At 44.8% G+C, this 16,624-nt stretch carries 9 protein-coding genes, 1 tRNA gene and 3 rRNA genes; 1 reads left to right on the top strand and 12 read right to left on the bottom strand.

All coding sequences use genetic code 11. The features are described 5' to 3' along the window. Nucleotides 1-2: 2 nt before the first annotated feature. The 8 genes from KUA46_RS15705 to KUA46_RS15670 all read right to left on the bottom strand — a co-directional run bounded on the left by KUA46_RS15705 (nt 3) and on the right by KUA46_RS15670 (nt 8,384). On the bottom strand, nt 3-671 hold the full coding sequence (locus KUA46_RS15705; protein ID WP_022120326.1) for an RluA family pseudouridine synthase: 669 nt from the start codon (nt 669-671) through the stop codon (nt 3-5). 28 nt (nt 672-699) lie between these two features. Further along, entirely contained in the window at nt 700-1,458 is a 759-nt protein-coding gene (gene fabG, locus KUA46_RS15700; RefSeq protein ID WP_022120325.1) for a 3-oxoacyl-[acyl-carrier-protein] reductase, read from the bottom strand. A 55-nt stretch (nt 1,459-1,513) separates the two neighbouring features. Beyond that, nucleotides 1,514-2,110, bottom strand: coding sequence for a TetR/AcrR family transcriptional regulator (locus tag KUA46_RS15695; RefSeq protein WP_006847902.1), 597 nt, complete (start codon nt 2,108-2,110; stop codon nt 1,514-1,516). 159 nt (nt 2,111-2,269) lie between these two features. After that, nucleotides 2,270-2,342 (bottom strand) — tRNA-Met (locus tag KUA46_RS15690). A gap of 200 nt (nt 2,343-2,542) precedes the next feature. Further along, complete coding sequence (locus KUA46_RS15685; RefSeq protein WP_022120324.1) at nt 2,543-2,983, bottom strand: lytic transglycosylase domain-containing protein; 441 nt, start codon at nt 2,981-2,983, stop codon at nt 2,543-2,545. 327 nt (nt 2,984-3,310) lie between these two features. Next, a 5S ribosomal RNA gene (gene rrf, locus KUA46_RS15680) occupies nt 3,311-3,423 on the bottom strand. A 126-nt stretch (nt 3,424-3,549) separates the two neighbouring features. Beyond that, nucleotides 3,550-6,446: ribosomal RNA gene (locus KUA46_RS15675) — 23S ribosomal RNA — on the bottom strand. Nucleotides 6,447-6,852: 406 nt separating this feature from the next. Beyond that, a 16S ribosomal RNA gene (locus tag KUA46_RS15670) occupies nt 6,853-8,384 on the bottom strand. Together the 16S, 23S and 5S rRNA genes form the textbook arrangement of a ribosomal RNA operon. A gap of 456 nt (nt 8,385-8,840) precedes the next feature. On the opposite strand from KUA46_RS15670, the gene KUA46_RS15665 reads away from it, so the two are divergent. Beyond that, a complete protein-coding gene (locus KUA46_RS15665; protein WP_218484936.1) occupies nt 8,841-9,506 on the top strand; it encodes a B3/B4 domain-containing protein in 666 nt (221 codons plus the stop codon). Nucleotides 9,507-9,990: 484 nt separating this feature from the next. Here KUA46_RS15665 and KUA46_RS15660 read toward each other — a convergent pair whose 3' ends face one another. The 4 genes from KUA46_RS15660 to KUA46_RS15645 all read right to left on the bottom strand — a co-directional run bounded on the left by KUA46_RS15660 (nt 9,991) and on the right by KUA46_RS15645 (nt 16,551). Beyond that, nucleotides 9,991-10,572, bottom strand: coding sequence for a lipid-binding protein (locus KUA46_RS15660; protein WP_218486985.1), 582 nt, complete (start codon nt 10,570-10,572; stop codon nt 9,991-9,993). 28 nt (nt 10,573-10,600) lie between these two features. Continuing rightward, nucleotides 10,601-12,196, bottom strand: a complete 1,596-nt coding sequence (locus KUA46_RS15655) for a SusD/RagB family nutrient-binding outer membrane lipoprotein (protein WP_153112539.1) — start codon at nt 12,194-12,196, stop codon at nt 10,601-10,603. Between the two features lie 18 nt (nt 12,197-12,214). Continuing rightward, the gene (locus KUA46_RS15650; protein WP_256625028.1) at nt 12,215-15,421 is read right to left on the bottom strand and encodes a SusC/RagA family TonB-linked outer membrane protein; all 3,207 of its coding nucleotides are present in this window, start codon (nt 15,419-15,421) and stop codon (nt 12,215-12,217) included. A 338-nt stretch (nt 15,422-15,759) separates the two neighbouring features. Continuing rightward, the gene (locus tag KUA46_RS15645; RefSeq protein WP_153079363.1) at nt 15,760-16,551 is read right to left on the bottom strand and encodes a Cof-type HAD-IIB family hydrolase; all 792 of its coding nucleotides are present in this window, start codon (nt 16,549-16,551) and stop codon (nt 15,760-15,762) included. Nucleotides 16,552-16,624: the final 73 nt, after the last annotated feature.

The raw sequence follows: 16,624 nt of genomic DNA, 5'->3' as shown, positions 1-16,624 counted from the left end.
AGTTAGGGTGCAATAGCCCGCCAAAGATTATCATCCGGCAGCGGAGCCTCTGCTACTATTGTTTCTTTAGACACAGGATGAACAAATTCTACTCTGTGTGAAAGGAGAGAAATACTGCCATCTGCATTGCTACGTGGAGAACCGTATTTCAGATCTCCCTTGATAGGACATCCCATCTTGGCAAGCTGGCATCTTATCTGATGATGACGACCCGTCATCAAATTCACCTCCAGAAGTGTATAATGGTCTGTATGACCTATCACCTTATACTTCAATATCGCTTTCTTCGAGTTTTTCACCTCATGGTCGTAAGCATAGCTCTTATTCTGCTTTTCATTTCTTACAATCCAATGGGTGAGCGTAGCCTCAGGTTCCTTTGGCATGTTCTTCACGATTGCCCAATAGGTTTTGTGAACTTCGCCATCCCGGAACATATTGTTCAGACGGCTCAATGCCTTAGAAGTCTTGGCAAATACGACCAAACCCGAAACAGGACGGTCAAGGCGATGCACCACCCCGAGAAATACATTTCCCGGCTTGTGATACTTCTCCTTGATGTACTGTTTCACAGTCTCCGAGAGAGGTTCGTCGCCGGTCTTGTCGCCCTGCACGATTTCGCCACTTCTCTTAGAGACTATGATTATATGGTTGTCTTCGTAAACTACCTGCATGTTTTATCAACAAAACGTTGCCGAGAGATTACATGTTCATACCACCGTCGATCTGAATAACCTGACCGCTTACATAGCTAGACAAGTCGGAAGCGAGGAAGAGGCAAACATTTGCGATATCCTCAGTCTGACCACCACGACGCAATGGAATCTTCTTCATCCAGTCCTTGCGGATTTCCTCAGGCAACTGTGCAGTCATTGCAGTCTCGATGAAACCAGGAGCTACTGCATTAGCGCGTACACCCTTAGGACCCAACTCCTGAGCGATAGACTTAGCCAAAGCAATCATACCAGCCTTAGAAGCTGCATAGTTGCACTGACCTGCATTACCATGAACACCTACTACAGAAGCCATGTTGATGATAGAACCACCACGCTGACGAAGCATGATTGGAGAGCAAGCATGAATGAAGTTGAAGGCTGACTTCAAGTTTACATTCAAAACAGCATCCCACTGAGCCTCGCTCATACGGAGCATCAAACCGTCCTTGGTGATACCTGCATTGTTAACCAGAATATCGATAGAACCGAAGTCCTCATGAATCTGCTTAACTGTCTTCTGTGTCTCCTCGAAATCTGCTGCATTACCAGCATAAGCACGACAGGTTACACCAAGAGCCTCAATCTCCTTACGAGTAGCTTCCAAACCGGCAGCCATATCGTCGTTGAGTACGAGGTCTGTAAATGCGATGTTAGCGCCCTCAGAGGCGAACTTCATAGCGACAGCCTTACCGATGCCGCGAGCAGCACCTGTTACAAGGGCTGTTTTACCACTTAATAATCCCATTTCTTTCTTATTTAATTAATTATCAATTAGTTACGTATTTACTATATTCTTTTATCTAGAGTTTCAAGCCCGACTTTCCCAAGGCACCATAAACCACCTTGGCAACCAGAGGTTTGCTCGACTCCACATTCATGCCATGGCCCAAACGTCCATAGATAAATGGAACCTCGAGACCTTTGATACAATAGTGAGTAATATCGGCCACCAGATCGATGTTATCAATATCAAACTCACCATCTTCTCTTCCTTCGGCATAAATTCTTCTGAGAATCTCTATTTCGTCTTCATCGAAGTTTTTTCTCGCCTTCTCAACCATCCAGATATTCCGGAAGAACTCAGCACGGAGGTTACCGTTTCTTACAACCGTTTCCTTGATCATACTGAGGTGAGTATAGATAAGCTCGATGATTTTATCCTGTGGACGCATCTTGCAATTAGCAACCTCGTCCAACTTGTCTGAAAGACGCTCCAACTCTGATTCTATCACCGCGTAATAGACATCCTCCTTCCTACTGAAATAAGTATAAAGCGTACGTCTTCCCTTACCAGAAGCTACAGCAATATCATTCATTGTAGTATTTGCTATACCATTCTTGGCAAAGAGTTGTCGTGCGACATCTACCAGTTTTTGTCTTGTTTTGGATACTGACATATTGAAGCCCTTCCTTTTTTATTAATTGCACATAAAAATATTATTGTGCAAAAGTAGCACTTTAATTCGAATTAAACAAATATTTAATGTTAAATTAATAAATTAGGGCACAAAAAAATCGGATAAGATGTTGTTGACCAACTTCTTACCCGATCATTGTTGCGGCGGCAGGACTCGAACATGCGACCTCCAGGTTATGAGCCTGGCGAGCTACCAACTGCTCCACACCGCGATATAATCAACTCATTTCTGAATTGCGAGTGCAAAGGTACGACTTTTTTCCGACCCCACCAAACATTTTGTCAGAAATCTGCATATATTTAACAGTTATTAAACAGAATAGCAACAAAACGTACATAAAAGAGGCGAAAACGAGTAAAAAGCAAGCCCGATTGCTCTTTTTCAGAACAATCGGGCCTTATGGAAAAAGAATTACTTTTTCAAAAGTTTCATTACCTTCTCGAAATATCTCTGAGTACGCTTCTTACTGTAATGATTACCGCCATTCCATGAACGGATAGCGCGCTCGATACTATTAAGAGGATTGTAGACACTCTGAATCAATAGAAACATTTCTTTAGATTTAGCTACATTATATCTATCAGCCAAAGTGTAGCGCTTCTTCGATTTTTTGCGCTTCAGAATATTATTACATTCTGCTACTAAAATTGGAGTGATCTGCATCACACCTACAGAGTTACCGCTCTTAGCTTTCGGATCACCCTTACTCTCTACCTGAATGATAGCGTCCATCACTGGAGTCCAGTCCATCTCGCTGGTAGAGGATACATTTCCTGATGTTGCAGCCGACGCTGCATGAATTTCTAATGTCAGCATTAACATGCTGACTAATACCATTGTTATTCTCTTCATATTAATTGTTTTATGGAACCTGAAAAGCTGAAATACAACATCAGAGATTTCGCGGTGGCAACTTGTGAGAAAAAGAAAGGCTACTCACCTCAGTCCCGTTAGATACCTTAATGGATACCTTCTCACACAACAAAAAGCACAAGATACTGGTATCCTTATTCTTATCGTTTGCAAAGATACAAAAAAAAATCGAATTATGCAAGTAATTGGCTGATTATCAGCGCATTTTTACGTAATTAAACACTTAGTAACACTTAGGTTTGATATAAATCAAGCAAAAACAGAAAAGCCCCGACTACTTTCGTAATCGAGGCTTCTGAAATTGAAAGGAGGCGGCTACCTACTCTCCCGCATTGCATTGCAGTACCATCGGCGCAAGTGAGCTTAACTTCTCTGTTCGGAATGGGAAGAGGTGGGACCTCACCGCAATAACCACCTGATAATGGGTTATGACGTATTTGCACACAAGCAAACGTATAAGTAATGTTGAATGTTGATTGTTGAATGTTGAATTACAACTTTCAGCACCATTCAGACTGTACATACAGTTGAAATTATGAACTTTCTAAAGAAAGTGTTCGGGCAATTAGTAATGCTCGGCTTTGACATCACTGTCTTTACACCTGCATCCTATCAACGTCATCGTCTCTGACGACCCTCAATGGAGTTCTCATCTTGCGGCTGGCTTCGCACTTAGATGCTTTCAGCGCTTATCCAATCCAGACTCAGATACCCAGCGGTGCGCCTGGCGGCACAACTGGTAAACCGGAGGTCTGTCCATCACGGTCCTCTCGTACTAGTGACGGCACCACTCAAAACTCCCACGCCCACGATAGATAGAGACCGAACTGTCTCACGACGTTCTGAACCCAGCTCGCGTGCCACTTTAATGGGCGAACAGCCCAACCCTTGGGACCTTCTCCAGCCCCAGGATGTGACGAGCCGACATCGAGGTGCCAAACCACCCCGTCGATATGAGCTCTTGGGGGGATCAGCCTGTTATCCCCGGAGTACCTTTTATCCTTTGAGCGACGGAGTTTCCATACACATCCGCCGGATCACTATGCCCCAGTTTCCTGCCTGCTCGGCATGTCTGCCTCCCAGTCAAGCGCCCTTATGCCATTGCACTCTTTGAGGTCGGTTACCAATCGACCCGAGGGCACCTTTGGAAGCCTCCGTTACGCTTTTGGAGGCGACCACCCCAGTCAAACTACCCACCAAGCAGTGTCCGCGTAATCACGCGTTAGACCTCAGACAGCCAAAGGGCCGTATTTCAAGGATGGCTCCACGAAAGCTGGCGCTCCCGCTTCGAAGCCTCCGGCCTATCCTACACATCGGATGACCAAGGTCAATGCTAAGCTGTAGTAAAGGTTCACGGGGTCTTTTCGTCCCATCGCGGGTAATCGGCATCTTCACCGATACTACAATTTCACTGAGCTCATGGTTGAGACAGCGTCCGGATCATTACACCATTCGTGCAGGTCGGAACTTACCCGACAAGGAATTTCGCTACCTTAGGACCGTTATAGTTACGGCCGCCGTTTACCGGGGCTTCAATTCAATGCTTCCCATTGCTGGTGACATCTCCTCTTAACCTTCCGGCACCGGGCAGGTGTCAGGCTGTATACGTCATCTTTCGAGTTTGCACAGCCCTGTGTTTTTGTTAAACAGTTGCCTGGACCTATTCTCTGCGCCTCGCTCATCACGAGGACCCTTTATCCCGAAGTTACAGGGTCAATTTGCCTAGTTCCTTAACCATGAATCTCTCAACGCCTTAGTATGTTCTACCCGACCACGTGTGTCCGTTTGCGGTACGGGTGCCGCATGGGTTAAGCTTAGCGGATTTTCTCGGGAGTATGATTACCCACACTATCAGATTCCTCCGAGGAGGACTCCGTACTGTCAAGTTCAGCTCGGATGGTGGATTTGCCTGCCATCCTCAACGCCTACACTCTTCAACGGGGACTTCCGTCGCCCCGCGGTGGTTTCACTGCTCCGTCTCCACGTCGCCCCATGCGGCAGTGACGGAATATTAACCGTCTCTGCCATCGCCATCGCCGTTCGGCTTAGACTTAGGACCCGACTGACCCCGGGCTGATTGGCATTGCCCGGGAAACCTTGGTCTTACAGCGGGAGGGAATCTAACCCTCCTTATCGTTACTTATTCCTACATTTGCTTTACTCACCGCTCCAGGATAACTTACGTACACCATTCGACGCTGTGAGTATGCTCCCCTACCGATACTTTTATAATTGCTATCCCGCGCCTTCGGTGTCTGCCTTATACCCGATTATTATCCATGCCCGGACCCTCGACTAGTGAGCTGTTACGCACTCTTTGAATGAATGGCTGCTTCCAAGCCAACATCCTAGCTGTCATAGGGACCAGACTTCGTTAGACTAACTCAGGCAGAACTCCGGGACCTTAGACGGCGGTCTGGATTCTTCTCCTCTCGGGGACGGACCTTAGCACCCGCCCCCTTACTGCCGGACTGCAGACCGTGAGCATTCGGAGTTCGTCAGGACTCGATAGGCGGTGAAGCCCTCTTGTCCTATCGGTCGCTCTACCTCTCACGGTGACCATCCGACGCGGCACCTAAATGCCTTTCGGGGAGTACGAGCTATCTCCAAGTTTGATTGGCCTTTCACTCCTACACTCGGCTCATCCAGAAGCTTTTCAACGCTTATTGGTGCGGACCTCCATCCCGTGTTACCGGGACTTCATCCTGGCCAAGTGTAGATCACTTGGTTTCGCGTCTACCCCCACTGACTGTGCGCCCTCTTCAGGCTCGCTTTCACTGCGGCTACGTGTCTCGTGACACTCAACCTCGCCAGTGACGGTAACTCGTAGGATCATTATGCAAAAGGCACGCCGTCACATCTTACGATGCTCCGACCGCTTGTAGGCGTATGGTTTCAGGAACTATTTCACTCCCCTGCTCGGGGTTCTTTTCACCTTTCCTTCACAGTACTCGTTCGCTATCGGTCTCACGGGAGTATTTAGCCTTACCGGATGGTCCCGGCAGATTCGCGCAGGATTCCTCGTGTCCCGCGTTACTCAGGATACCGCTATGCTGCATTTCGCTTCACATACTGGACTATCACCGTCTATGGTCACATTTTCCAAAGTGTTCTGTTCACGATTTGCATACAATGTCGCGGTCCTACAACCCCGATGGCGCCTTGCGACGTCAACGGTTTGGGCTGTTCCCCATTCGCTCGCCACTACTGGGGGAATCATTCATTTATTTTCTCTTCCTGCAGGTACTAAGATGTTTCAGTTCCCTGCGTTAGCTCTCTTACATTGGTAAGAGTAACCGTCCTTCAGACGGCTAGGTTGTCCCATTCGGAAATCTTCGGATCAAAGGTTATTTGCACCTACCCGAAGCTTATCGCAGCTTATCGCGTCCTTCATCGCCTCCGTGAGCCTAGGCATCCGCCATACGCCCTTTCTTACTTTCTTTACGACTGTATCTGTTATCTCGTTTATCATTGCTGATTACTCGACAACGAATAAGTAGCTCATACTTTCAGCTGTATTCTAACTTGTGAAATCTCATCTTGCGATTTGATTTACTTTAGTCTGAACTAAAGTTCATTACTTACAGTTTTGCTTGTGTCAATATGTCAAAGATCTTCTTGCCTTTAAAGGCATGGTGGAGATTGTGGAGTTGAACCATTTTGCTTGAGCCATCCCTATATATTATAAGGAATCCCAGTCTCCTGTATTTAACTAAACAGATGGTGCGTACAAGAAGAGAAGCGAACTTTAATCAGTCACTATCTCAACAAATATAGAAGTAAGCAAGAATGAGAACTCAAAATTCAACATTCAACACTCAACATTCTCTCAATATTCGTCTCTCCAGAAAGGAGGTGTTCCAGCCGCACCTTCCGGTACGGCTACCTTGTTACGACTTAGCCCCAATTACCAGTTTCGCCCTAGGCCGCTCCTTACGGTCACGGACTTTAGGCGCCCCCGGCTTTCATGGCTTGACGGGCGGTGTGTACAAGGCCCGGGAACGTATTCACCGCGCCATGGCTGATGCGCGATTACTAGCGAATCCAGCTTCGTGGGGTCGGGTTGCAGACCCCAGTCCGAACTGAGACAGGCTTTAAGGATTTGATGCGCTTTGCAGAACACCATCTCTCTGTACCTGCCATTGTAACACGTGTGTAGCCCCGGACGTAAGGGCCGTGCTGATTTGACGTCATCCCCACCTTCCTCACACCTTACGGTGGCAGTGTCCCCAGAGTGCCCAGCTTGACCTGATGGCAACTAAGGAGAGGGGTTGCGCTCGTTATGGCACTTAAGCCGACACCTCACGGCACGAGCTGACGACAACCATGCAGCACCTTCACAGAGGCCCCGAAGGGCGTCATTGTCTCCAAATCCTTCCTCTGCAATTCAAGCCCGGGTAAGGTTCCTCGCGTATCATCGAATTAAACCACATGTTCCTCCGCTTGTGCGGGCCCCCGTCAATTCCTTTGAGTTTCACCGTTGCCGGCGTACTCCCCAGGTGGGATGCTTAATGCTTTCGCTTGGCCGCTGACCTATTCAGACCAACAGCGGGCATCCATCGTTTACCGTGCGGACTACCAGGGTATCTAATCCTGTTCGATACCCGCACTTTCGAGCTTCAGCGTCAGTTGCGCTCCAGTGAGCTGCCTTCGCAATCGGAGTTCTTCGTGATATCTAAGCATTTCACCGCTACACCACGAATTCCGCCCACTTTGTGCGTACTCAAGGAAACCAGTTCGCGCTGCAGTGCAGACGTTGAGCGTCTACATTTCACAACACGCTTAATCTCCGGCCTACGCTCCCTTTAAACCCAATAAATCCGGATAACGCCCGGACCTTCCGTATTACCGCGGCTGCTGGCACGGAATTAGCCGGTCCTTATTCATAAGGTACATGCAAAAAGTCTCACGAGACTCACTTTATTCCCTTATAAAAGCAGTTTACAACCCATAGGGCCGTCATCCTGCACGCTACTTGGCTGGTTCAGACTCTCGTCCATTGACCAATATTCCTCACTGCTGCCTCCCGTAGGAGTTTGGACCGTGTCTCAGTTCCAATGTGGGGGACCTTCCTCTCAGAACCCCTACTGATCGTCGCCTTGGTGGGCCGTTACCCCGCCAACAAGCTAATCAGACGCATCCCCATCCATCACCGATAAATCTTTAATCTCCTTCAGATGTCTTCTAGAGACGTCATTGGGTATTAGTCTTACTTTCGCAAGGTTATCCCCAAGTGATGGGCAGGTTGGATACGCGTTACTCACCCGTGCGCCGGTCGACGCCCATCAAAAGCAAGCTTTCGATGTCGTTTCCCCTCGACTTGCATGTGTTAAGCCTGTAGCTAGCGTTCATCCTGAGCCAGGATCAAACTCTCCATTGTAAAATATCATTTTTACCTAGCCTTGCGGCTTGGTTTGTTTGTTGTCTGTACTTAGGACGAATATCCTTTTCGTTTATTGAAGCTTAGTAAACCTGACTTGTCAATTGCTTGACGGTTCGTTTCTTTTACCCAGTCAACTTTCTTATTTCTAAGAAGTTAACCGCTTCTTGTACTACTTGTCTGTTTATGTAAAATCTTTCAAAGAACTCTTTCTTTAATCACTAAGAGAAACCGTATTTCTCAAAAGCGAGTGCAAAAGTACTAACTATTTTTCATTCCACCAAATCTTTTCGCAAAAAAGTTTCATTTTAGTCAAACATTTAACAGTTATAAACATTTAAGCTATTTTTACACCTTATTATATATATAAATAGACTGAACTTTTGGCTATTCCAAAATTTCTTCGTACTTTTGCCCTATCAATCAGTAAGGTTTAACAGAAAACGGAAATTCATCATGAAAATTATTGTATCAGAAGAAATCGAATCGGTATGTCCCACCTTTGTGGGAGCATGCGTGGAAGCCAATGTGGTAAACACCCCTTATTGTCAGGAACTTTGGGATGAAATCAATGCCCTCGGTGAGAAATACAGACATACGCTGACCACGGAATCGCTGAAAGAGATGAGCGGAATTGCCGCCACCCGAAAGGTGTACCGTGCCTGCGGCAAGGATCCATCTCGCTACCGTCCTGCATCAGAAGCCCTTATCCGCAGAATGCTGCAGGGCAAGGAACTCTACCAGAGAGATACGCTGGTGGATCTGGTGAACCTGGCAAGCATCGCCTACGGCTACAGCATCGGCGGATTTGATGCAGACAAGTTTGAAGGCGACACCCTGACCCTGGGCGTAGGCAAAGCCGGCGAACCATACGAAGGCATCGGCAGAGGCATGATTAATATAGAAGGTCTGCCTGTTTACAGAGACAAGACAGGTGGCGTAGGAACCCCGACCAGCGACAACGAGCGAACCAAAATGAGTATTGACACCACCCATTTAGTGGTTCTCATCAACGGATATGACGGAGACGAACAGCACGTTCGCGAGAATGCCGAATACATTATCCAGCTTCTGAAGAAATATTGCCAGAGTGATGGAGGCAGCTACTTCATCTACAAATAAAGAGGATGTGTCATAAGTTTATGATTCACCCTCTTCTTGTCGTTGGTAAATATGGGTTATGTTGCTGGAAGAGATAGGATATGTTGCTGAAAGAGATAGGATATGTTGTTGGAAGAGACAGAATAAGTTGTTGGAAGAGATAGGATATGTTGTTGAGACAGTCAGTATCTTCGATCGCACAACAGCTGTTGTGCGCTTGCATAACAGCTGATATGCGCATGCACAACACCCGTTGTGCATGCGGTAGTCAACTGTTATACACCAACTATTATCCAGATTTATGACACACCCTCATTAACCAAGAAATCTCTCTTATAAATTCAAAAAGGGGACTGGCCACCGCCAGTCCCCAAGACGAGAGAGATATAAGTGTTGACTTTGTCAACAACGAGGCAAATCACTTTGCCTTATATCTTTAATATTATTCCTAGACAATATCATTAGAAACATCATCTAGGAATAATTCATATCTTGCAAAAGTATATTACTTTTTGTCCTCAGCCCAACCAGTAGACTTAAATCCTGTTACTCTATAATGATATCCAGGCTGGTCAGAACGGGAATAGGTGAAACTGATCGCATCTGTCACAGTACCAGATACAGTAGTATAAGTATTGTGACCACACTTACCGCTAACAGTTACCTTGTCGGTAGCTGTAGCAGAGTTACCAATGAAATCATCCACATTCTCACCACCGAAAGTATAAGCACTCATATCAATAGATACCTTAGCATTGATGGCGTAAGCTGCCTTAGAGGCAGCTGAGCCTACACGAATCCACGCCTTATCCTTATCATAATCGGTAGTATTGCTGAGATAGGCATAGAGAACACCCGAAGTGGTTCCTGTACCATCAGTCTTAAAGATGAATTCAGCATCTGTTGGATTAGAAGCCCAATACTCTGCATCTGTCTTAGAAGCATCATAACCTCTCTCCACATTGATTCTATACTCACCACCAACAGGAGCAATAGGAGTATAATCGATATCGAAATCGTCTCCCTCAGAGCATGCAGTAAACAATGCTACGAAAACAAAGCTCAAAAAATATAATATTTTCTTCATGACTTTTCGTTTATTACATTAATAATCATTACTTCTCCCACCAAAGTTTCTTGGTCAGCGAGTTTCCATTCTCTTCTACATACTTGGCAGCAGCAGAGTTATACAATGTAGTAGCTGTAGGATAAAGCAATCGCATAGGATACTCACCGGCATTCATATTGCTAGCACCTGGATCAACCAAATTGCCTAACACATAACCATCAGACAATTCACGCTGCAAAGCAGTTGTAGACTTACGAACAGTAATATTAGCCTGAACCTCAGGAATACCCAAACGGTTACGGGTCATCCAACCATCATAAGCATTCGCACCAGCATAAGTTACCCAATACTGCATGGCGATACTATGAAGCATATCGGCCTTATCGAACTTGTAAGCACCATCAACGAATGCTGTGCCATCAAATCCCCAACGGCTGAAACCAGCAAGAACACCCTTATTATAATACTCCTCTGCCTTTTCAGCATTACCCAAACGAGCATAAGCCTCAGCAATCATCAATTCGCATTCAGCCTCGTTCATCAGATAGACAGCATCATCATAAGCCTGTTTCATACGAGAAGACTTAGAGATTCCAATACCACCCTCTGTAGTTTCATCAGTATTTGGTTTTGTTCCACAAGGAAGACCCTCATAGCATTCATCCATGTGAGCAACCAGTTCCTCATCAGAAGAATAGCCGAGAGTTTTTTTGGCATTAGCAGTTACCTCATACAACTTGATGATACGAGGATCCTTCTTATCCAAAAGATACTCTAAGAAAGTATGACAAGCACGAATATTCTCAGTAGTATTCAACTGACGGATATTAAACTCATAAAGAGGATTACCCTTATTAGTGCCATCTTCCCAATTTACCCAAGCACAATCCTGCTCCAAAAGACCACCTGAACTAAGTAAAGCCTGAATATCAGATTTATGAGCGTCGAAGTCTTTGAGATACATCTTCAACTTCAAACTCTTTGCAAAGCCTGCCCAGCTATCCATACTGCCTCCCAAGAAACAGTCAGCAGTTCCTAAAGGTGAAGCTTTTTCTGCAGCTTTAGCATCATCGAGTTTGGCAATGGCAGCATCCAGCATCTCCAGAATACCCGGATATACTACGGTTTTGCTATCATCAAATGCAGCATGTGGATTGTTTTCGACATCAAGAGCACCTGTAAACGGAATATCACCATAAGTATCAGTCAATACCAAGAAATTATAGGCCTGAAGAACCTTGGCAACCATCCAATAGTTCCAAGCCTTACTTTCTTCAGCAGAAGCCAAAGCCAGCTTTAAATCTTCCAGACTGTTGGCATATGTATTCTGCCAAATCGTAGTAACAGGAGGAATTGAACCTGATGTTGTTACAGCATAATTAGACAATGTATTATACTGGTTTGTACTATTACCCTGTGTTACATACTGGCACCAAAAGTCACCAGTAATTTGCTGATAAAGACCACTGACAGCTACGATAGAACCTTCGGCAGCCGGAAGCAACTGTTTGTAGGAAGCTGTAGAAGGATAGTTTGGGTTGTAGTTGATATCCAAATAGCCAGAATCGCTACAAGAAGTAACAGTACCCATTGTCAAGACAGCTCCCAGCAATGCTGCGCTTAAAAATTTATATCTTTTCATATAAGAAATCTCCTTTAATTAAAATACAACCTTCAAGTTAATACCATAGTTGCGAGTTGACACAGAACCCATAGTCTCACCAAACTCAGAACTGATATCATTACCAAAGTTAGAAGACTCAGGGTCGATATAATTCTGATGCTTTGGAGTGATGAGCAACAAGTTGTGGCCAACGAGACTCAAAGACAACTTCTGCATCTTCAATGCACTTGTGATTGTCTTAGGGAAATCGTATGTCAAAGCCAACTCACGGAGTTTGAAGTAAGAACGGCTTACAACGAAATCACGACGCACCTCCGGGTTGTAGCTATAGTTACCCTGAACATAATTCATATAATTGGAAGTTACAGGAATATTATTCTCAACATACTCTCCACCAACAATCTTTACAGAATGGGGATAAACAAAAGCATCACGCTCATTGAATACGGTCTCTGTAGAGTTACCATTGAAGTGAGTAATATAAGATGTCTCAGAATACATCAATCCACCCTTATGCCAGTCGCCCGTTGCAGCAAGACTCAAGTTCTTCCACTTCAGATGTGTGGTGAAGCCCATTACGAAATCTGGCTGAGAAGAACCGAGATAATCATAATCTGTAGTACTAGACTGCAAGAAACCATTACCATTTACGATTCTATAACCATAATATGGACTGTTTTTATCTGTTACCTTCTGTGTTGCTGGCAACTTGAAGATACCGATAGGCTCACCAACCTTCAATACGTAAGATACACCACGCATAGAAGAATACAAACCAGTACTTGTAGTACCTACAGGAATGGTATATTCATCAAGACCATCCCAAAGTTCCTTCACCTTACTCCAGTTCTTAGCGTATGTAGCACCTACACTCCACTCCCAATCCTTAGTACGGATAGGAGTAAAATTAACCATCGCCTCAATACCCTTGTTCTGAAGTTTACCTACATTACGGGTGTTAGAAGTATAGCCTGTCTCAGGAGCCAAAGTAGCAGAGATAATCTGATTTTTGGTTGTACGATCATAGTAAGCCACATCGAAGCTCAAACGGTTGCCAAAGAATGTACCGCTCAAACCAAGCTCATACTCAGTTGTAATCTCAGGCTTCAATGACTTATTTGGCAAACGGTTATACTCTGTCAAACCAGAAACACCGGAAATTGGCAAATATGTATAATAAGACTGGAATGGACGACAATATGAATTAGTCATATATACATCAGCATCATTACCTGTCTGACCTATAGCTGCACGAACCTTCAACAAGTCGATTTGCTTGACATTCTTCAAAGCAGGAATAGCCTGATTCAGAAGCACAGACACATTGGCACCGCCATAGAAGAAGCTGTTATCACCCATAGGAAGAGTAGAAGACCAGTCGTTACGGGCAGAAAGGTTCAGGAAAGCCCAATCCTTATAACCCAATTCAACCTGTCCCAAGAGACCCAACAATCTTCTATTCCATGAGTCTGTATCAGTAATCGAATAGGAAGATGTATTACTCAAGGAATTCCAACCTGGAATATCCAACTGCTCATTATAACCACCTACATTATCATAGTTTCTCTGGTTCAAGTTCCAACCAAAGGTTGCACCTAACGAGAAATCACCGAAAGTATGATTGCCGGTCAGCAAGAGGCTGGCGTCAATCTGTCCGCGCTGAGAACGATACTTAGAATAGTAACCCTGGTTACCTACAGTTGTACCATTACCAGTTGCCTGATAAGAACCCTCGGTATAAAGAATACGTGGTTCGATGCGCTCGGTCTTATAATTGGTATAATCACCACCGAAACGGCCAATTACTTTGATATCCTTGGTAATATCGTATGACAACTCCAGCTTACCATAAATACGGTCGTCCTGGTAAGTAGAATAGTAGTTATCTACCATATAATATGGGTTGGTAGCATACAATGTATAGTAGTTATCTACATTGTTTCGCTCAAGGTTGTAATCCTTCATATCTGTGAAACGAACATCAGAAGCACCCTGAAGCAACTCCATATACATATCACGAGAACGGCGCATATCCTTGCGAACATAGTTCAGGGACATGTCCAGATGGAATCTGTCGATATTGGCGTAACCACGGAGTGAGAAGGTATTACGATGATATGTATCACCATCATTAGGAGTAATACCATTAGAACTTACATTACCGTAAGATGCAACAATACCTACTTTCTCATCACCATAGCGGAGAGATACGTTGTTGTTCCATTCCTTACCTACCTGATAGAAGTCACGGATATTGTTCTTAACATAAGAAAAAGGCTTGGTTAAAGTCTCGCCGTTAGAAAGACCGGTAGAACCATACCAATGCTCACGACCATCGAGACGAGGTCCCCAAGAACCGTTCTCCTCATTAGACCAGGAACCCCAACCTTGACCAAAGAGATTCTGAGTCATTGGCACACGGAGCACATCAGTAAATGTCAAAGAACCATCGTAAGTGATAGAAGCCTTCTTGTCACCCTGTGGTTTCTTTGTAGTAATCATGATAACACCATTGGCTGCACGAGAACCATAAAGAGCAGTAGCAGAAGCACCCTTCAATACAGTTACCGATTCAATATCCTCTGGGTTGATGTCGCCTGCGCCACTACCAAAGTCAACAGAGTTATCACCCAAACGGTCATTGTTGATAGGCACACCATCAACAATATACAATGGGTTGTTGCTAGAAACAGAAGAAATACCACGAATTACGACTTTCTGAGAGGTACCTGTAACACCACCACCAGAAATCTGCACACCAGCCATCTTACCCTGAAGACCACTCATCAGGGAACCAGACTTAGCAACAGTCAACTCAGAAGCGTTGGCTGTACTGGCAGCATAACCCAAAGTTTTCTCTGAACGTTTCATACCCAAGGCAGTAACAACTACCTCGTCAAGATTTCTTGCATCAGAAGCCAAAATGATCTTCATCTTAGCAGATGCTTTCATTGTTTTAGTCTGCATGCCGAGGTAACTGATTTCCAAGACAGCATCCTTGCTGGCATTAGGAAGCGTAAAATTACCATCGACATCAGTCGCCGTTCCAGTCTTAGTTCCTACAATTCTAACTGATGCACCAATAACCGGTTCACCGTCTTCCTGAGAAACAACCTTACCTGTAACAGTAGTTTGAGCGAGGGCTATTCCTGTTGAAAGAATAAGCCCCCCATGAGCATGGTCAATCTTTTTACCATAATTCTCTCTCTTAAAAATTAAACAACTTACAAATATCGGGTGCAAAGATACATACTTTTTGCTAATTAAACAAATTTTTAGTAAACAATTTGATATAAAATACCAATTTTATGGTACTTTATGTATATTTTTCGCATATTTTATTACTTTTCGTAAGCGTTTTTGATATTTATTCCAACAAAAAGTAAATAACGAGAAGAAACTAGGTGTAAAAGGTAAGTTTTAAAAACAGAAAGGCAAACACGCCATTTATTACAATAAATAACATGTTTGCCTTTATTATTTTATTAAAATGAAACTCGCCTATCAAAAAGGCTTCATCAGGATTACACCTTAATTATATATAGGGAGTTATGAAAAAAAAAGTCAATAACGCCGGGAATTTAAATCACGCCAAAATGAAGGAGCGCATTCTTAACACCATCTTCATCCACATGAGTCGTAATGTAATCGGCTACCTGCTTGAGATTATCTCCCGCATTGCCCATCGCAACACCGGTGCCTGCCTCCCGGACGATGGAAATATCATTGCCGCCATCTCCGAAAGCCATGGTTTCATCTATATTCAAACCCAGATAATCAGCCATTGCATGCAAGCCCTTGCCCTTATCCGCATCGGCTGCCGTAATATCCGTAAAGGCAGGATGCCATCTGCCCGAGGTGCAGTTGCGGAGCGTAGGCATCAGGAGCGCCTCCTGCTCTACCGAACAGAAAGGGGTTACCTGCAGAACCTGCTCATCTCCCAGTTCATTCACATCGGTCAGGAAGATTTCACAATCCACTCCCAGTCCCTTGGCAAAGATTTCATAAACCTCGTCAGTATAATGATGGATAGCGAGATGATGCTCTCCTACGACGATTGCCGGATAATCATCACGGTCGGCTGCCTCGATAATCTTCTTTACATCTTCAGGAAGGATGGCGTGCTGGCTCACCACCTTATCGCCTACAAAACAGCGGGCTCCATTGGTGGTGATGTAACCGTCGATGAGATGTTCTATCTGACCGAGGTTGTTGATGATGAGTTGCGGACGACCGGTAGAAATATACACCTCTACCCCATTCTTCTTAGCCTGCTCCAAGGCATCTACCGTGCTCTGCGGAATCTTGTGGGTCTTGAAACTCACCAGGGTGCCGTCAATATCAAAAAACAATGCTTTTATCTTCTTATCCATACCAATATCTTCTATACCTTATTATATATAATGCAAAATCGGCTCTGTAAGTACAGAAAAACCGATGCAAAAT

The organism is Segatella copri, from assembly GCF_019249765.2.
Lineage (GTDB): Bacteria > Bacteroidota > Bacteroidia > Bacteroidales > Bacteroidaceae > Prevotella > Prevotella copri_K.
The sequence above is the reverse complement of the archived record's forward strand: the minus strand, read 5'-3'. Positions and strand labels throughout refer to the sequence as shown.